This window comes from Cellulomonas sp. ES6 (assembly GCF_030053835.1).
Lineage (GTDB): Bacteria > Actinomycetota > Actinomycetes > Actinomycetales > Cellulomonadaceae > Cellulomonas.
This window is the reverse complement of sequence record NZ_CP125655.1, coordinates 3,923,490-3,940,810: the sequence shown is the minus strand read 5'-3', so window position 1 is coordinate 3,940,810 and position 17,321 is coordinate 3,923,490. Positions and strand designations below refer to the sequence as shown.

Genomic DNA, 17,321 nt, shown 5'->3' with positions numbered 1-17,321 from the left:
TCAGCCCACCGTGACGACGGGCCCGCCGCTGCCGTCCTGCGCCGCGTCCATGCTCTCGGCGATCCGCATGGCCTCGTCGATGAGCGTCTCGACGATCGCGGACTCCGGCACGGTGCGCACGACCTCGCCGCGCACGAAGATCTGCCCCTTGCCGTTGCCGGACGCCACGCCGAGGTCGGCCTCGCGGGCCTCGCCGGGGCCGTTCACCACGCAGCCCATGACGGCGACGCGCAGCGGGACCTCCAGCCCCTCGAGCCCGGCCGTCACCCGCTCGGCGAGCGTGTACACGTCCACCTGCGCCCGCCCGCACGACGGGCAGGACACGATCTCCAGCTTGCGGGGCCGCAGGTTGAGCGACTGCAGGATCTGGATCCCGACCTTGACCTCCTCGACCGGCGGCGCGGACAGCGACACGCGGATGGTGTCGCCGATGCCCTTGCTCAGCAGCGCCCCGAACGCCGTCGCCGACTTGATCGTGCCCTGGAACGCGGGGCCGGCCTCGGTCACCCCGAGGTGCAGCGGCCAGTCGCCGCGCTCGGACAGCAGCTCGTAGGCGCGCACCATCACGACGGGGTCGTTGTGCTTCACCGAGATCTTGAAGTCGTGGAAGTCGTGCTCCTCGAACAGCGACGCCTCCCACACGGCCGACTCCACCAGGGCCTCCGGCGTCGCCCTCCCGTACTTCGCGAGCAGCCGCGGGTCCAGCGAACCGGCGTTCACGCCGATGCGCAGGGACACCCCGGCGTCCTGCGCCGCGCGGGCGATCTCCTTGACCTGGTCGTCGAACTTGCGGATGTTGCCCGGGTTGACGCGGACGGCGGCGCAGCCCGCGTCGATGGCCGCGAACACGTAGCGCGGCTGGAAGTGGATGTCGGCGACCACGGGGATCTGCGACTTGCGGGCGATCGCCGGCAGCGCGTCGGCGTCGTCCTGGCTCGGCACCGCGACCCGCACGATGTCGCAGCCCGCCGCGGTCAGCTCGGCGATCTGCTGCAGGGTGGCGTTGACGTCCGCGGTGAGCGTCGTCGTCATCGACTGGACGCTGACGGGCGCGTCGCCGCCGACCTCGACCTTGCCGACGCGGATCTTGCGGGTGGGCCGCCGCGGGGCCAGCACGGGAGCGGGTGCCTCCGGCATGCCCAGGCTGATGGGGGTGCTCACCGGCTCATCATCGCACCGCGGGCCGTGCGCGCACCCGTACCCGCGCCGGGCTCCGGCGGCCCGCGTCAGCCGAGCGACGCGGGGCTGACGACGTCGGCGTACGCCAGCAGCAGGCCCATGCCCCCGAGCAGGACGAACACCGCGAGCGCGACGGGCTGCAGCCGGGCGGCGTCCGCCGGGCGCGGGCGGGGCAGGTCGCGGACCCGGGCGACGGTCCGCTTGGCGCCCTCCCACAGGGCGGCGGCCACGTGCCCGCCGTCGAGCGGGACGAGCGGGATGAGGTTGAAGACGAACAGCGCGATGTTGAGGGACGCCAGCAGGCTGAGCATGGCGGACACCCGCTCGGCGACCCCGACGCCCGGGGCGTCGCTGGACGCCACCTCCCCGGCGAGCCGCGCGATGCCGACCGGCCCCAGCACGCCGCCGGAGTCCCGCTCCGCCCCGCCGAACGCGCTCTGCGCGATGCCCGCGAGGCTCACGGGCAGCGTGACGACGGCCTTGCCGGTCTGCCACACGGCGTCGGCGGTCAGCGTCACGACCTCGGACACCGGCTGGCGCTGCAGCTCCGTCGCCGGGCTGACGCCGAGGAACCCGACGCTGCGCGTCACCGGCTCGCCGTCGTCGCCCGTGACCACCCGGCCGTCGTCGCCGACCACGGGACGCTCGGCCACCACCGGGGTCACCGAGAGCGTCACCCGCTCGCCGTCGCGCTCGACGACGACCGGCACCGCCTCGTCGCCCGTGCCGCGGATGAGGCCGGACAGCTGGTCCCAGCTCGTCACGTCCACGCCGTCGTACGCGACCACGGTGTCACCGGGACGCAGGCCGGCCGCGGCGCCCGGCGCCGCCGGGTCGGACGGCGAGCACTCCGTGGCCGTCGAGTCCGCCGGCAGCACGCACTGGCTGACGGACGCCAGCGTGGTGCTCGCCCCGGACGTGCCGATGCCGATGAGCACGACGGCCAGCAGCACCACCGCGATGACGAGGTTCATCACCGGCCCGCCGAGCATCACGACGAGCTTCTTCGGCGTCGAGAGCCGGTAGAACGCGCGGTGGTCCTCCCCCGGCCGGATCTCCTCCGCGCTGGCCTCGCGGGCGTCGGCCGCCATCCGGCTGAAGAACCCGCGCACCGGCGGGTTCCCCACCGCCTCGGGCGTCGGGTACATGCCGATCAGCCGGACGTAGCCGCCCAGCGGGATCGCCTTGACGCCGTACTCCGTCTCGCCCCGGGTGCGGGACCACAGCGTGGGGCCGAAGCCGACCATGTACTGGCTGACCCGCACGCCGAACCGCTTGGCGGGCACCATGTGACCGACCTCGTGCAGGGCGATGGACACGAGGATGCCCACGACGAGCACGAGCACGCCGATCACGTAGGCCATGCGGCACGCTCCCGTTCAGCGGTGGTCGGTCGCCGGGTGGCGACGGTCGGACGACCCCATATCCTGCCCCCTGGACCTGGGCGCCGGCTGGACGTCGGCGGTGTCGGGCGCTGCGCCGACCGCCGTGCCGACCGCAGTGTCGTCCGACGCGACCCGGTCCCGCCCCGCGCGCTTGGCGCGGTACATGAGCTCGTCCACGCGCGCGATGGCCGCCGACGGCTCCTCGCCCGGGCGCAGGGCCGTGACGCCGAGGCTCGCCGTGACGTGGACGTCGGCCGCGCGCTGCACGGCCCCGGGGAGCAGACCGCGCAGCCGCTCGGCCATCTCGCGGGCGTCGCCGGGTCCCATGCCGGGGGCGACGACGACGAACTCCTCGCCGCCCAGCCGCGCGACGAGGTCGCCCGACCGGACCTGCTGCTCGAGGGTGTGGGCCACGGCGACGAGCACCCGGTCGCCCACCGCGTGCCCCAGGGTGTCGTTGACGAGCTTGAACCGGTCGAGGTCCAGGTAGACGAGCGCGACGTCCAGCCCGGACCCGACGACCCGCGCCTGGTACGCCAGCTCCTCCTCGAGCCGGCGGCGGTTCGCCGCTCCGGTCAGCGCGTCCCGGTAGGCCATCTCGCGCATGCTCGCCGCCTCCGCGCTGGCGTGCTCGGCGACGAGGAACGCGCGGGTCGCGTGCTCCTTGGTGCGGGACAGCACCCAGACCATCGCCGCGAGCACCGCCAGGTACATCGCGTACCGCAGCAGGTCGACGCCGTGCGCGCCGCGGCGTCCGTCGTCCGGTCCGACCGCGAGCGCCGCGAGACCCACCGCCGGCGTCGCGACCACCAGGACGCCGGCGTGCAGCACCGCGAACCGCGTCGGGTAGACGAGGAACCCGATGACCACGAACAGCGCGAGGCCCATGAACGTCGTGGGGAACAGCGCGTCCCACCCGCCGCTGCCCGCGCCGAGCCGGGACGCCAGGACGCCGAGCCACAGCACGTCGAAGGCCGACAGCACCAGGCGGGCGACGGGGATCGTCGTGCGCGGCCGCCGGAGCAGCACCCACCCGAAGGCGATCACCACGGCGAGCAGGACCGGGGACACCACCCGCAGCAGCGGGTCGTCCCACCGGGCCACGGCGACCGAGGCGATCGCGACCGCACCCGCGCCGAGGCACACCAGCAGCACGCGGCGGATCAGCCCGAGCGTCGGGTCGCCGGACCGGCGTGCCACGGGCAGGTCCCGCGGGGCGGGCGACGGTGCGGACATGGCGCTCTCCGGGGTCGTCAGGGTCGAGGCACGGTACCTCGCCCGCCCGCGCCACGCCGGTGCCACGGGACGGGTTCACCCGCGGATCACCCGGCGGCGGCCACCGCCGGCGTGCGCTCGTCCAGCCCCCAGGGCGATCCGTACCCCTGCGGCCCGGGTGCCGCCAGCAGCTCCAGGAACGGCACCGCGTCGAACGCCTCCGGCCCGAGCACCCCGGTCCCCGACCACGTGCCCTGCGCGAGCAGCTCCAGGGCGACGACGGGGTTGACCGCGGTCTGCCACACCACGCACTGCGCGCCGTACTCCGCCATCGACCAGGCGTTGTCCACGAGGTGGTGCAGGTAGACCTCGCGGGGCGCGCCGTCCTTGCCGGTCCCCGTGACGAGCAGCCCGGCGCACGTGGAGCCGGACATGCGGTCGCCCAGGGTCGCCGGGTCGGGCAGGACCGCCGCCACGACGTCGCGGGGGCTGACCTCGACGCCGCCGACCCGCACGGGCACGGTGGAGTCGAGGCCCAGGGTGTGCAGGGTCCGCAGCACGCCGATGAACTCCTCGCCGAGGCCGTACTTGAACGTGACGCGCTCGGCGTCCACCCACCGCGGCATGAGCAGCACCTCCTCGTGCTCCACGTGCACGCACTCCACCGGGCCGACCGGCGCCGGGAAGTCGAACACCTCCGGCTCGTGGAACGGCGGGACGGTGTGCCACCCCGCGTCGCGGTCCCCCGCGGCCCGGGCGCGCGCCGCGTCGTAGACCACCGGCGGGTTGAGGCACTCCTCGATGGTCGTCCAGATGGAGAACGACGGGGCGAACACCGGCTCGCCGTCCTCGCCTCGCACCACGAGGTTCGCGCCGTCGCGCACCCCGAGCTCCTCGATCCGGTCGAACAGGTGGTCGGCGGCGTACCGCGCGAAGACGTCGGACAGCCCCGGCTCGACGCCGATGCCCAGCAGCGCGAGGCGGCCCGCGGCCTCCCAGTCGGCGGCCCGGGCGAGCTGCCGGTCCCCCAGCTTCACGCCCACCTGCTCGTACGGGGCGTCGGGGTGCGGCGTCGACAGGGACATCGCCATGTCGAGGTAGTCCACCCCGGCCGCGAGCGCCGCGTCGAACACCGGCATCACGAAGCGCGGGTCGACGGCGTTGAGGACGTGCGTGGCGCGGTGCTCCCGCAGCAGGGCCGCGACGGCCGCGGGGTCCGAGGCGTCGACCTGCGCGGCGACGAACCGCCCGCCGACGACGTCCCGCCCGGCCGCGGCGGCGACCGTGCGGGCCGCCCGCCCGGGGTCACGGTCCGCGACCACCAGGAGCTCGAAGAACTGGCGCCGGGCGGCGATCCGGGCGACCGCGTCGCCCACCCCGCCGCTGCCGACCACGACGACCCGCATGGGGAACCTCTCCGTCAGGGCGCCGTGGACAGGCGCCGTCGCTGCCGCCCGGCCCTGCCGGCCCGGACGACCTGGGACCCGATCACCACGAGGAGCGACAGGGCGAACATGGACGACCCGATGACGTTGGCCTGCGGCGGGATGCCGCGCGTCGCCGAGACGTAGACGAACTTCGGGAACGTGGTGAAGCTGCCGGAGTTGAAGTTCGTGATGATGAAGTCGTCGAAGCTGAGGCTGAACGCGAGCAGCGCCGCGGCGGCGATGCCCGGCAGCAGCAGCGGGAACGTCACGCGCCAGAACGCCTGCCAGGGCGTCGCGAACAGGTCCGCCGCGGCCTCCTCGAGGCGCGGGTCCAGCGAGGCCACCCGCGCCTTGACCGCCACGACGACGAACGAGATGCAGAACATCACGTGCGCGGCGACCACCGTCCAGAACCCGAGCTGCACCCGCAGCGACAGGAACTGCGCGAGCAGCGCGGCCCCGAGCACGACCTCGGGCGTCGACATCGGCAGGAAGATGAGCAGGTTCGCCAGCGCGCGGCCCCGGAACCGGTAGCGCACGAGCGCGATCGCGACGAGCGTGCCGAGCGCCGTGGCGACGAGCGTCGAGAGCAGCCCGACCTGGATCGAGTTCGCGAACGCCTCGCAGACCTGCGGGGCGCCGCACGGGTTGCGCCAGTTGTCCAGCGTGAAGCCGCGCCACACGAGGTTGGTCTTGCCGGCGTCGTTGAAGGAGAACGCCACGGTGTAGGCCACCGGCACGAGCAGGTAGAGGAACGCCAGCCCCGCGAACACCGGGACGAGCGCGCCGCCGACCCGCCACCGGCGCGGGCGCGGCCCCGGGCGCGCGCTCACACCAGCTCCTCGGTGCCGGCGCGGCGGACGTACAGCCCGACGAGCACGAGGATCGCGGCCATGAGGACCACCGACAGCGCGGCGGCCGTCGGGTAGTCGAGCACCTTGAAGAACCGGGCGTCGATGACCTGCCCGATCATGGCGGTGTCGGTGCTGTTGCCGAGCAGGGACGAGTTCACGTAGTCCCCCGCGGCCGGGATGAACGTCAGCAGGGTCCCCGACACCACGCCCGGCAGCGACAGGGGCAGCGTCACGGTGCGGAACGTGGTCACCGGCCGGGCGTACAGGTCGTCCCCCGCCTCCAGCAGCCGGGGGTCCAGCCGCTCCAGGCTGGCGTAGATCGGCAGCGCCATGAACGGCAGGAAGTTGTAGGTGAGGCCCGCGACCACCGCGAACGCCGTCGCGGTCAGCCGGCCGTCCGGCGGCAGCAGGTGCAGCCACCGCAGCGCCTGCACCACGAACGAGTCGTCGGCGAGGATCTGCTTCCACGCGATGGTGCGCAGGATGAAGCTCGTGAAGAACGGGGCGACCACCAGCACGAGCAGGACGCCCTGCAGCAGCGTCCGGCCGCGGGCGCGCACCGCGATCGCGTACGCCAGCGGGTAGCCGATGACGAGCGCGGCCAGGGTCGCGACCAGCGCGAACGCGAACGACCGCACGAGCTGCGGCCAGAACTGCGCGAGCGCGTCGGTGTAGTTCTGCCAGTGCAGCGCCGGCTGGAACTGGCCGACGTCGCCGCCGGGCACCGGCACGTAGAGCGACGTGGCGAGCAGCGCGCCGACGGGGACGACGAAGAACAGCACGAGGTACGCGGTGCCCGGCAGCATGAGGCCGAGCGCGCCGGACCGGGAGCGCCGGCGACCCGCCCCGGACGCGGACGGTCCGGCGGTCCCCGCGGGCGCGGTCCCGGAGTCGGCGAGGGCGGCGGCGATGCTCATGCGACCGCCTCGGCGACGGGCGCCGCGCCGGTGGTGGCGTCGCCCCCGGAGGCCGCCCCGGCCCCGTCCAGGCCGAAGGTGTGGTCCACCGCCCACGCGAGCCGCACCGGGTCGCCGACGGCGAGCGTCGCACCGGCGGCCAGGTTCTGGGCGAAGACCCCGAACAACCCCGCGCCCGGGACGTCCACGAGGTACTGGGTGCTCACCCCCGCGAACGCCACGTCCGTCACGGTCCCCGGGCCGAGCACGTTGGACCCCGGCGCGGGCTCATGCCCGGGCGCCAGCAGCCGGACCTTCTCCGGCCGCACCCCGACGAGCACCTGCCCGGACGTGCGCACCGCGCGCGCCGCCGGCACCCGCAGCCGCGCCCCGGCGACGTCGACGCCCAGCGAGCCGTCCGCCCCCGGTCCCTCCCGCACCTCGCCCGCGACGAGGTTCGACTGCCCGAGGAAGTTCGCCACGAACGCCGTCCGCGGCAGCTCGTACAGGTCCGCCGGGCTGCCGAGCTGCTCGATGCGCCCGTGGTTCATCACCGCGACCGTGTCGGCCATCGTCATGGCCTCCTCCTGGTCGTGCGTGACGTGCACGAACGTGAGGCCCACCTCGGTCTGGATCCGCTTGAGCTCGGTCTGCATCTGCCGGCGGAGCTTGAGGTCGAGGGCGCCGAGGGGCTCGTCGAGCAGCAGCAGCGCCGGGTTGTTGACCAGGGCGCGGGCGAGCGCGACCCGCTGCTGCTGCCCCCCGGACAGCTGCGCCGGGCGCCGGTCGCCGAGGTGCCCGAGCTGCACCAGGTCCAGGCCCTCGCGCGCCCGGGCGACCGCGTCGCGCACCCGGCGGCGGCGCAGGCCGAACGCGACGTTCTCCAGCACGGACAGGTGCGGGAACAGGGCGTACGACTGGAACACGGTGTTGACGGGCCGCTGGTGCGCCGCCGTCCCGGTGACCTCGCGGCCCCCGATCGAGATCGCCCCGGTCGTGGGCTGCTCCAGGCCCGCCACCATCCGCAGGGTCGTCGTCTTGCCGCAGCCGGACGGACCGAGCAGCGCGAAGAACGACCCCGAGGGCACCGTCAGCGTGAGGTCGTCCACCGCGGTGAACGACCCGAACGACTTCGTGACGTCCCAGATCTCCAGGGCGGCGCCCGCGCGGGTCGCGGGGCCGGCGGCGTGCGCGCTCACGCGCCGATCACGTCCAGGAACGCGCCGTTGTAGGTCGTCTCCTCCTCGGGCGTGAGCGTCCGGAACACGTGCGCGGTGGCGAGCGTGGCCTCGTCCGGGAAGATCATCGGGTTCTCGGCGAGCTCCGGGTCGATCGCCTCCATGGCCTCGCGGGCGCCCTGCACGGGGGTGATGTAGTTGACCCACGCGGCGACCTGGGCGGCGACCTCCGGGTCGTAGTAGTAGTTCATGAGCTCCTCGGCGTTCGCCTTGTGCGTCGCACCGACGGGGACCATGAGGTTGTCGCTCCAGAGCGTGCCGCCGGCCTCCGGGATCGCGAACGCGAAGCGGTCGTCGTTCTCGTAGTTCAGCGCGGTGATGTCGCCGGACCACCCGATGACCGCGACCGCGTCGCCGCTGACCAGGTCCTGCGCGTAGGAGTTGCCCCGGACCTGCCGGATGTGGCCGGAGTCGATCTTGTCCCGCAGCACCGCGAGCGCCGCGTCGAACTCCTCCTCGCCCCAGTCGCCCGACGGGTCCACGCCCTGGTCGAGCATGATGAGCCCGATGGTGTCGCGCATCTCCGAGAGCACCTCGACCTTGCCGGCGAGCTCCGGCGCCCACAGGTCCGAGACCGACGTCATGCCGCCGGGCACCTGGTCCTTCGCCCACGCCAGCCCGCCGAACCCGGACTGCCACGTGAGGGAGTGGCGCCGGCCGGGATCGAAGTCCACCTCGGCGAGGTCCGGCAGGATGTTGTCCGCGTTCGGCATCGCCGAGCGGTCGAGCTCCTGGGTGTAGCCCATCCGGATCAGGCGCGCGGCCATCCAGTCCGTGAGCGTCACGATGTCGTAGCCGATGTCCTGGCCGTTGGCGAGCTGCCCGGAGACCTTGCCGTAGAACGAGTCGTTGTCGTCGACGTCCTCGGCGTACGTGACGTCGATGCCGGTCTGCGCGGTGAACGCGTCAAGGGTCGGGTAGCCGGTGCCCGCGTCGTCCTGGTCGAGGTACAGCGTCCAGTTGGCCCAGCGCACCAGCTTCTCGGTCTGCGACAGGTCGGTGGCGGCCGTCGCGGAGGTGCCGCCCGAGGGGGTGCCGCCGGTGCCGCAGGCCGCGAGCAGCAGGCCCGCACCGACGCCGCCGAGCGTGCCGGCGAGGAACTGGCGGCGGCTGGCGCCCGCCGGCGGGACGGCGGGGAGCGCGGCGGCGCCGGCTCCCGGGGCGCGGCGCCGGCCGCCGACCGCGGCGAGGACGGCACGCACGCGGGGGTCGGCGGGGAGGGCTCGTCGAGGGGACATCGGACTCCTCTGGGTCGGGGGGGCGGGGGCTCGGGCCGGTGGTCCGGCGGGGCCGCGCTACTCGATGGCGCTCATGACGTGCTTGATGCGGGTGTAGTCCTCGAAGCCGTACATCGAGAGGTCCTTGCCGTAGCCGGACTGCTTGAAGCCGCCGTGCGGCATCTCGGCCACGAACGGGATGTGGGTGTTGATCCACACGACGCCGGCGTCGAGGTCGCGGGACATCCGCATCGCGCGGGCGTGGTCCGTCGTCCACACCGAGCCGGACAGGCCGTAGCGGACGCCGTTGGCGAGGGCCAGCGCCTCCGCCTCGTCGGTGAACGTCTGCACCGTGATGACCGGCCCGAAGATCTCGTCCCGCGCGGCCTCGTCGTCCGGCCGCAGGCCCGCGACCACGGTGGCCTCGTGGAAGTAGCCGCGGTCGCCCTGCCGGTGGCCGCCGGCGACGACCTGCGCGTGGTCCGGCAGCCGGTCGAGGAACCCCGTCACGCGGTCGAGCTGCGCGGCGCTGTTCACGGGCCCGAACGCCACGCCCGGGTCGTCCGGCATGCCGGTGCGCTGCGCCCGCGCCTGCTCGGCCAGCGCGGCGAGGAAGTCGTCGTGCACGGTCGCCTGCACCAGCACCCGCGTGGCGGCGGTGCAGTCCTGCCCGGCGTTGAAGTAGCCGGCGGCCGCGATGCCCTCCGCCGCCGCGGCCAGGTCCGCGTCGGCGAAGACCACGACCGGCGCCTTGCCGCCGAGCTCCAGGTGCACCCGCTTGACGTCCCGGGCCGCCGCGCCGGCGACCTCGGTGCCCGCCCGCACGGAGCCCGTGATCGCCACCATGTCCGGGCGCGGGTGCGCGACCAGCGCGCGGCCGGTGTCGCGGTCGCCGCACACCACGTTGAGCACGCCGGGCGGCAGGAACTCCGCGGCCACCTCGGCCAGCAGCAGCGTGGACGCGGGCGTCGTGTCGGACGGCTTGAGCACCACCGTGTTCCCGGCGGCCAGGGCGGGGGCGATCTTCCAGACCGCCATCATCAGCGGGTAGTTCCAGGGCGTGACCTGGCCGACCACCCCGACGGGCTCGCGCCGCACGAACGACGTGTGGCCCGCGAGGTACTCGCCCGCGGACGCCCCCTCGAGGATGCGCGCCGCCCCGGCGAAGAACCGGAGCTGGTCCGCGCACGGCGGCACCTCCTCCGTCGCGGTCAGGTGCAGCGGCTTGCCGGTGTCCCGTGACTCCACGGCGACGAACTCGTCCGCCCGCGCCTCGAGCGCGTCCGCGATCCGCAGCAGCGCGCGCTGCCGCTCGGCCGGCGTGGTGCGGCGCCACGTGGTGAACGCCGACGCGGCGGCCGTCACGGCGGCGTCCACGTCGGCGGGGCCGGACACCGGGGCCTGCGCGTAGACCTCGCCGGTGCTCGGGTCGAGCACGTCGGCCACCCGGCCGTCGGCCGCGGGCACCGGGGCGCCGTCCACGAAGTTCTGCAGCACGAGCGGCGTGGCGTTCGGCACGGTCACAGGCCCTCCCCCTCCGGTCCGACCCGTCGGCGCACCGGGCGCCGCGGTCGGGGGAACGCTAGGCGCGGGAGCACCCGCGCCGCAGGACACGTTTGCGAAAATCTGCGTTAAGGATGTGTTTCGGCGACCGGATCCGTGGTGGCGACGCGCCCGGACGACGGAATCCCTTGCGCGAGGCGGCAGTGCCGGGCGACCATCGAGGGCGTGACACCCCGCGCCGAGACCACCCCCGCCCTGGACGACACGTCCAAGGCGATCATCGAGCAGCTCCAGGAGGACGGCCGTCGCTCCTACGCGACGATCGCCAAGGCCGTGGGGCTGTCCGAGGCCGCGGTGCGCCAGCGCGTGCAGCGCCTCACGGACTCGGGGGTCGTCCAGATCGTCGCCGTCACCGACCCCGTGCAGGTCGGCTTCGCCCGCCAGGCCATGATCGGCATCCGCGCCGAGGGCGACCTCGAGGCGCTCGCCGACGCGCTCGCCGCCCTCCCCGAGGTCGACTACGTGGTCATCACCGCGGGCGGCTTCGACGTGCTCGTCGAGGTCGTCTGCACCGGGGACGACCACCTGCTCGCCGTGCTCAACGACCGCATCCGCACGCTGCCCGGCGTGCGGGCCACCGAGACGTTCGTCTACCTCAAGCTGCGCAAGCAGCAATACGACTGGGGAACCCGATGACCGAGACCCTCACCACCGTCACCCCGCGCGGCACCGACCGGCACGCCGCCGCCCGCGACCACCTGTGGGGCCACTTCACGCGGCAGAGCGCGTGGGAGCAGCACGTCCCCACGATCGTGCGCGGCGAGGGGCACCACATCTGGGACGACCGCGGGCGCCGGTACCTCGACGGGCTCGCGGGCCTGTTCGTGGTGCAGGTCGGGCACGGCCGCGCCGAGCTCGCCGAGCGGGCCCGGCAGCAGGCCGAGCAGCTCGCGTTCTTCCCGCTGTGGTCGTACGCGCACCCGCAGGCGATCGACCTGGCCGAGCGCCTCGCGGACGCCGCGCCGGGCGACCTGAACCGGGTGTTCTTCACCACCGGCGGCGGCGAGGCCGTCGAGACCGCGTGGAAGCTGGCCAAGCAGTACTGGAAGCTCGTGGGCCGGCCCGGCAAGCACAAGGTGATCTCCCGGGCCGTCGCCTACCACGGGACCACGCAGGGCGCCCTGTCCATCACCGGCATCCCCGGGCTGAAGGCGCCCTTCGAGCCCCTCGTGCCGTCCACGACGCGCGTCCCGAACACCAACCAGTACCGCGCGCCGGAGCACCTGCGGGACGACCCGGAGGCGTTCGGGCGCTGGGCGGCGGACCGCATCGCGGAGGCCATCGAGTTCGAGGGCCCCGAGACCGTCGCCGCGGTGTTCCTCGAGCCCGTGCAGAACGCCGGCGGCTGCTTCCCGCCCCCGCCCGGGTACTTCCAGCGGGTCCGGGAGATCTGCGACCGCTACGACGTGCTGCTCGTCTCCGACGAGGTCATCTGCGCGTTCGGCCGCATCGGCGAGCTGTTCGCGTGCCGGGACCTCGGGTACGTGCCGGACATGATCACCTGCGCCAAGGGCCTGACGTCCGGCTACTCCCCGATCGGCGCGACGCTCGTCTCCGACCGGGTCTACGAGCCGTTCCGCACCGGCGACGCGACGTTCTACCACGGCTACACGTTCGGCGGGCACCCGGTCTCCGCGGCCGTCGCGATGGCGAACCTCGACATCTTCGAGCGCGAGGGCCTCACGCAGCGGGTGCACGAGAACGCGCCGCTGTTCCGGGCCGAGCTCGAGGGGCTGCTGGACCTGCCGATCGTGGGCGACGTGCGCGGCGCCGGGTACTTCTACGGCATCGAGCTCGTCAAGGACAAGGGCACCCGGGAGACGTTCGACGACGCCGAGTCCGAGCACCTGCTGCGCGACTTCCTGTCCCCCGCCCTGTTCGAGGCCGGCCTGTACTGCCGGGCCGACGACCGCGGGGACCCGGTGATCCAGCTCGCGCCCCCACTGACCTGCGGGCCCGCGGAGTTCGCCGAGATCGGCCAGATCCTGCGCGGGGTGCTCGGCGAGGCGTGGGCGCGGCTGTGACGCGGGCCGGGGGCGGGCCGGTGCTCGCCTGGACGGCGGGCCGGGACCTGGCCGGGCTGTCGCTGTGGTTCGACCAGGTGGCGGCCGACGGGCCGCTGGAGCCGCGGGACCCGCTCGACGGGGACACCACGGCCGACGTCGTCGTGGTCGGCGCCGGCCTGACCGGCCTGTGGACCGCGTACTACCTGCTGGAGGCCGACCCCGCGCTGGACGTGCTGGTGGTCGAGCAGGCGGTGGCCGGCTACGGCGCGAGCGGCCGCAACGGCGGCTGGTGCTCGGCGCTGTTCCCGGTGTCCGCCGAGGCGCTCGCCCGCCGGCACGGGGAGGAGGCCGCGCGGTCGATGCGCGCGGCCATGCGGGACACGGTCGTCGAGGTGGGGGGCGTGGCGGCCGCCGAGGAGATCGCCTGCGACTTCGCGTACGGCGGCACGGTCACGCTGGCCCGCACGCCGGCGCAGCTCGCGCGTCTGACGGCCGAGGCCGCCGACGCCGGCCGCTGGGGCGACGAGCTGGACCTGCTCGGCCCCGCCGAGGTCGCCGAGCACGTCCGCGCCGACGACGTGCTCGGCGGCACGTGGACGCCGGACTGCGCGCGGGTGCAGCCCGCGCGGCTCGTGCGCGGGCTCGCGGACGTCGTCACCGCCGGGGGCGCGCGCCTCGCCGAGGGGACGCGCGCGCTGCGGATCTCGCCCCGGGCGGTCGTCACCGACCAGGGCACCGTCCGGGCCCGCCACGTCGTGCGCGCCGTCGAGGCGTGGACCGCGACGCTGCCCGGCACCCGCCGAGCGCTCGCGCCGCTGTACTCGCTGATGGTCGCCACCGAGCCCCTGCCGGCCAGCGCGTGGGACCTCATCGGCCTGGAGCGCGGGCAGACGTTCACCGACGGGCGCCACCTGCTCGTCTACGGGCAGCGCACCGCCGACGACCGGCTGGCGTTCGGCGGCCGCGGGGCGCCGTACCACTGGGGCTCGGCCGTCGACCCGGCGTTCGACCAGGACCCGCGCGTCGCCCGACGGCTGCGCGACGCCCTGGTGGACCTGTTCCCCGCCGTGCGGGGAGCCCGGATCACGCACGCCTGGGGCGGGCCTCTCGGGGTGCCGCGTGACTGGCACGCGTCCGTGGGGCTCGGGGACGACGGCATCGCCTGGGCCGGCGGCTACGTCGGCGACGGCGTCGCCACCGCGAACCTCGCGGGCCGCACCCTGGCGGACCTGCTCACCGGCACGGACTCGGCCCTGACGCGGCTGCCGTGGGTGGGCCACCGCTCCCCGGAGTGGGAGCCGGAGCCGGCGCGCTGGGCGGGGATCACCGCCGGGCTGCGCGGGGCGGCGCTGGCGGACGCGGAGGAGCGCCTCACCGGCCGGCCGAGCCGCCTGGCGCGGGCGCTCGCCCCGCTGCTGGGGGGCTGAGCGCCGTCCGTCAGGCGGTCGCCGCGATGCGCTCCCGCGCCCGGGCGCGCGCCCACTCCTCCGCCGCGTGCACGTCGGCCACGGAGCCGGCCGGCGAGCCCTCGTAGGCGGCGAGCACCTCCTCGACCGTCCCCACCACCCCGAGGAACGGCAGCCGGCCGTCGAGGAACGCCGCGACGGCCTCCTCGTTCGCCGCGTTGTACACCGCCGGGTGCGTGCCCGACGCCCCGACCGCGGCCCGGGCGAGCGCCACCGCGCCGAACACGTCCTCGTCGAGCGGCTCGAAGGTCCACGACCCCGCCCGGGTCCAGTCGCACGGGACGGCGGCGTCCGGCACGCGGTCCGGCCACGACAGGCCGAGGGCGATCGGCAGCCGCATGTCGGGCGGCGACGCCTGCGCGATCGTCGACCCGTCGGCGAACTCCACCATCGAGTGCACGACGGACTGCGGGTGCACCACCACCTGGATGTCCGCCACCGGGACGTCGAACAGCAGGTGCGCCTCGATCAGCTCCAGCCCCTTGTTGACCATCGTCGCGGAGTTGACCGTCACCACCGGGCCCATCGACCAGGTGGGGTGCGCCAGGGCCTCCGCCGGCGTCACGTCCGCGAGCCGGTCGCGGGACCGGCCGCGGAACGGTCCCCCGGAGGCCGTCAGCACCAGGCGCCGCACCTCGGACCGGGCGCCGCCCCGCAGGCACTGCGCGATCGCCGAGTGCTCCGAGTCGACCGGCACGACCTGCCCGGGGCGCCGCACCGCGGCGCGCACCAGCGGCCCACCGGCCACCAGGGACTCCTTGTTCGCCAGCGCCAGCGTGCTGCCCGCCTCGAGGGCGGCGAGCGTCGGGCCGAGGCCCACGGAGCCCGTGATGCCGTTGAGCACGACGTCCGCGCCGCGGGCCGCGAGCTGCGTCGCCGCGTCCGGGCCGGTCAGCACCTCGACGCCCATCTGGCGCAGCCCGGCGTCGGCGGACGCGCGGACGAGCTCGGCGAACACCGTGCCCGCGGCGTCGGGGTCCGCCACCGCGACGGTCTGGGCGCCGAGCGCCACCGCCTGCCGGGCCAGCGCCGCGGGGTCCGCCCCGCCCGCGCTGAGACCCGTCACCCGGAACCGGTCGGGGTTCCGGGTGATGACGTCGACGGCCTGGGTGCCGATCGAACCGGTGGAGCCGAGCAGGACGACGGTGCGCGCGTTCATCCGCACCATCCTGCCCGAGGCGGGGCTACTCCGCGGCGAGCAGCACGTCCACGGCGCGCTCGAAGAACGCGTCCACGGGTCCCTCGGCGTACGCCTTGGCGCCCTTGGCCCGCCGGAACACCGCCGAGCGGACCTCCTGCGCCGCCAACGGCGTGTTGGTGTCGAAGTACGCGACCAGCCGGTGGCACAGCGCGTCGACGTCCTCGGCGAGGTACCCGGCCTGCCGGCCCTTCGGCGGGGAGAACCGCTCGCCGTCGGGCCGGGTCAGCCGGCCGTACAGCGTGCGCGCCTGCTCGGCGAGCTGCTCCAGCCACGCCTGCCGGCCGCGCTCCGCGATGAAGTCCGCGCGGGCGCGGGCGACGAACGCCGCCTCCAGCCGGTCGAGCGCGGCGTCGACGGCCGTGGTGGAGTAGCCGTGGCGCACCAGGTCGAAGGCGACGGTGCGCACGTCCTTGCTCGACAGCGCCCCGGACGGCCCCTGCTCGTAGACGCTGCGTGCGTGCGTGAAGAAGTCGTCGACCTCCTCCGGGTGGTACCCGGTGCGCACGCCCGTCACCCGCCGGAACATGGTGCCGCCGCTCATCAGTCCTCCTCAGCCGCCAGCTGGCCGCACGCACCGTCGATGTCGGACCCGCGGGTGTCGCGGACGGTGGTGGGGATGCCGTGTGCGCGCAAGCGTGCCACGAACTCCTGCTCGACGGCAGGATCGCTCGCCGTCCACTTGGAGCCGGGCGTCGGGTTCAGCGGGATCGGGTTGCAGTGCACCCAGCCCCGCCCCCGCCGGTTCAGCTCCGTGCCGAGCAGGTCCGCGCGCCACGCCTGGTCGTTGATGTCGCGCATGAGCGCGTACTCGATCGACACCCGCCGGCCCGTCGCGTGGAAGTACTCGTAGGCGGCGTCGATCGTCTCCTTGACGCTCCACCGGGTGTTGATCGGCACGAGCTCGTTGCGCAGCTCGTCGTCCGGCGCGTGCAGGGACAGGGCCAGCGTCACCGGGATGCCCTCGCCCGCGAGCTTGCGCATGGCCGGGACGAGGCCGACCGTCGAGACCGTGATGTTGCGGGCCGACATGCCCAGGCCCTGCGGGACCGGCGCGGTCAGCCGGCGCACCGTCTCCATCACCGTCTTGTAGTTCGCGAGCGGCTCGCCCATGCCCATGAACACGACGTTCGACAGGCGCGTCGGGCCGCCCGGCACCTCGCCGGCCTGGAGCGAGGCCGCCGCGGAACGCACCTGCTCGACGACCTCGGCCGTCGACAGGTTGCGGGTCAGGCCGAGCTGACCGGTCGCGCAGAACGGGCACGCCATGCCGCAGCCGGCCTGGCTCGACACGCACAGCGTGGAGCGGTGCGCGTACCGCATGAGCACCGACTCGACCTTCGCCCCGTCGAACAGGTGCCACAGCGTCTTGACGGTCGTGCCGCCGTCGGCCTGCATCGTGCGCGCCGCCGTCAGCAGGGGCGGGAACAGGGCCTCCACCAGCTTGTCGCGGCTCGCGGCGGGCAGGTCGGTCATGGCGGCCGGGTCGGCCGTGAGGTGGCTGAAGTAGTGCGTCGCGAGCTGCTTGGCGCGCAGCGGCTTCTCGCCGAGCTCCGTGACGGCGGCGACCCGCTCCTCGGGCGTGAGGTCCACGAAGTGCTTCGGCGGTTTGCCGCGGGCGCCGCGCGTCGGCGCGGACAGGTTGAGTGCGACGGGTGTGGCGTTCATGGGTCCCCC

15 protein-coding genes are annotated in these 17,321 nt (G+C 74.6%); 3 read left to right on the top strand and 12 right to left on the bottom strand.

The window, feature by feature from the left end:
* From ispG to P9841_RS18155, 9 genes are all read right to left on the bottom strand, one after another.
* A complete protein-coding gene (ispG, locus tag P9841_RS18195; protein ID WP_283322010.1) occupies positions 1-1,137 on the bottom strand; it encodes a flavodoxin-dependent (E)-4-hydroxy-3-methylbut-2-enyl-diphosphate synthase in 1,137 nt (378 codons plus the stop codon).
* A gap of 89 nt (positions 1,138-1,226) precedes the next feature.
* A complete protein-coding gene (locus P9841_RS18190) occupies positions 1,227-2,543 on the bottom strand; it encodes a M50 family metallopeptidase (protein ID WP_283319973.1) in 1,317 nt (438 codons plus the stop codon).
* A gap of 15 nt (positions 2,544-2,558) precedes the next feature.
* Positions 2,559-3,800, bottom strand: coding sequence for a GGDEF domain-containing protein (locus tag P9841_RS18185; RefSeq protein WP_283319972.1), 1,242 nt, complete (start codon positions 3,798-3,800; stop codon positions 2,559-2,561).
* Positions 3,801-3,886: 86 nt separating this feature from the next.
* Entirely contained in the window at positions 3,887-5,185 is a 1,299-nt protein-coding gene (locus tag P9841_RS18180) for a saccharopine dehydrogenase family protein (RefSeq protein ID WP_283319971.1), read from the bottom strand.
* Positions 5,186-5,199: 14 nt separating this feature from the next.
* The gene (locus P9841_RS18175; protein WP_283319970.1) at positions 5,200-6,039 is read right to left on the bottom strand and encodes an ABC transporter permease; all 840 of its coding nucleotides are present in this window, start codon (positions 6,037-6,039) and stop codon (positions 5,200-5,202) included.
* A complete protein-coding gene (locus P9841_RS18170) occupies positions 6,036-6,977 on the bottom strand; it encodes an ABC transporter permease (RefSeq protein WP_283319969.1) in 942 nt (313 codons plus the stop codon). The genes P9841_RS18175 and P9841_RS18170 overlap by 4 nt, the downstream gene beginning before the upstream one ends.
* Positions 6,974-8,155 carry an ABC transporter ATP-binding protein gene (locus P9841_RS18165; protein WP_283319968.1) on the bottom strand — a complete coding sequence of 394 codons (1,182 nt, stop codon included), beginning with the start codon at positions 8,153-8,155 and terminating at the stop codon, positions 6,974-6,976. The genes P9841_RS18170 and P9841_RS18165 overlap by 4 nt, the downstream gene beginning before the upstream one ends.
* Positions 8,152-9,432, bottom strand: coding sequence for a polyamine ABC transporter substrate-binding protein (locus P9841_RS18160; RefSeq protein ID WP_283319967.1), 1,281 nt, complete (start codon positions 9,430-9,432; stop codon positions 8,152-8,154). The genes P9841_RS18165 and P9841_RS18160 overlap by 4 nt, the downstream gene beginning before the upstream one ends.
* A 57-nt stretch (positions 9,433-9,489) precedes the next feature.
* Entirely contained in the window at positions 9,490-10,935 is a 1,446-nt protein-coding gene (locus tag P9841_RS18155) for an aminobutyraldehyde dehydrogenase (RefSeq protein WP_502848060.1), read from the bottom strand.
* A gap of 204 nt (positions 10,936-11,139) precedes the next feature.
* On the opposite strand from P9841_RS18155, the gene P9841_RS18150 reads away from it, so the two are divergent.
* From P9841_RS18150 to P9841_RS18140, 3 genes are read left to right on the top strand one after another with little or no spacing between them, the layout of a single operon-like run.
* Positions 11,140-11,610, top strand: coding sequence for an Lrp/AsnC family transcriptional regulator (locus tag P9841_RS18150; protein WP_343302375.1), 471 nt, complete (start codon positions 11,140-11,142; stop codon positions 11,608-11,610).
* Positions 11,607-12,998: an aspartate aminotransferase family protein gene (locus P9841_RS18145; protein ID WP_283319966.1), complete on the top strand. Its 1,392-nt coding sequence runs from the start codon at positions 11,607-11,609 to the stop codon at positions 12,996-12,998. Before P9841_RS18150 ends, P9841_RS18145 begins: the two co-directional genes overlap by 4 nt.
* Entirely contained in the window at positions 12,983-14,407 is a 1,425-nt protein-coding gene (locus tag P9841_RS18140) for an NAD(P)/FAD-dependent oxidoreductase (RefSeq protein ID WP_283319965.1), read from the top strand. The genes P9841_RS18145 and P9841_RS18140 overlap by 16 nt, the downstream gene beginning before the upstream one ends.
* Positions 14,408-14,417: 10 nt before the next feature.
* On the opposite strand, the gene dxr is transcribed toward P9841_RS18140, so the two are convergent.
* Genes dxr through rlmN form a run of 3 tightly spaced genes read right to left on the bottom strand, consistent with a single transcriptional unit; the run spans position 14,418 to position 17,312 of the window.
* Positions 14,418-15,605, bottom strand: a complete 1,188-nt coding sequence (gene dxr, locus P9841_RS18135; protein ID WP_283319964.1) for a 1-deoxy-D-xylulose-5-phosphate reductoisomerase — start codon at positions 15,603-15,605, stop codon at positions 14,418-14,420.
* 25 nt (positions 15,606-15,630) lie between these two features.
* On the bottom strand, positions 15,631-16,188 hold the full coding sequence (locus tag P9841_RS18130) for a DivIVA domain-containing protein (RefSeq protein ID WP_283319963.1): 558 nt from the start codon (positions 16,186-16,188) through the stop codon (positions 15,631-15,633).
* Positions 16,188-17,312 (bottom strand): 23S rRNA (adenine(2503)-C(2))-methyltransferase RlmN, encoded by a 1,125-nt coding sequence (gene rlmN / locus P9841_RS18125; protein ID WP_283319962.1) that lies wholly within the window; start codon positions 17,310-17,312, stop codon positions 16,188-16,190. Before rlmN ends, P9841_RS18130 begins: the two co-directional genes overlap by 1 nt.
* Positions 17,313-17,321: the final 9 nt, after the last annotated feature.

Coding starts and splice junctions, on each gene's coding strand:
- P9841_RS18180 (WP_283319971.1), bottom strand. CDS start 5,185: ATGCGGGTCGTCGTGGTCGGCAGCGGCGGGGTGGGCGACGCGGTCGCC.
- P9841_RS18190 (WP_283319973.1), bottom strand. CDS start 2,543: ATGGCCTACGTGATCGGCGTGCTCGTGCTCGTCGTGGGCATCCTCGTG.
- ispG (WP_283322010.1), bottom strand. CDS start 1,137: ATGCCGGAGGCACCCGCTCCCGTGCTGGCCCCGCGGCGGCCCACCCGC.
- dxr (WP_283319964.1), bottom strand. CDS start 15,605: ATGAACGCGCGCACCGTCGTCCTGCTCGGCTCCACCGGTTCGATCGGC.
- P9841_RS18130 (WP_283319963.1), bottom strand. CDS start 16,188: ATGAGCGGCGGCACCATGTTCCGGCGGGTGACGGGCGTGCGCACCGGG.
- P9841_RS18185 (WP_283319972.1), bottom strand. CDS start 3,800: ATGTCCGCACCGTCGCCCGCCCCGCGGGACCTGCCCGTGGCACGCCGG.
- P9841_RS18160 (WP_283319967.1), bottom strand. CDS start 9,432: ATGTCCCCTCGACGAGCCCTCCCCGCCGACCCCCGCGTGCGTGCCGTC.
- P9841_RS18145 (WP_283319966.1), top strand. CDS start 11,607: ATGACCGAGACCCTCACCACCGTCACCCCGCGCGGCACCGACCGGCAC.
- rlmN (WP_283319962.1), bottom strand. CDS start 17,312: ATGAACGCCACACCCGTCGCACTCAACCTGTCCGCGCCGACGCGCGGC.
- P9841_RS18170 (WP_283319969.1), bottom strand. CDS start 6,977: ATGAGCATCGCCGCCGCCCTCGCCGACTCCGGGACCGCGCCCGCGGGG.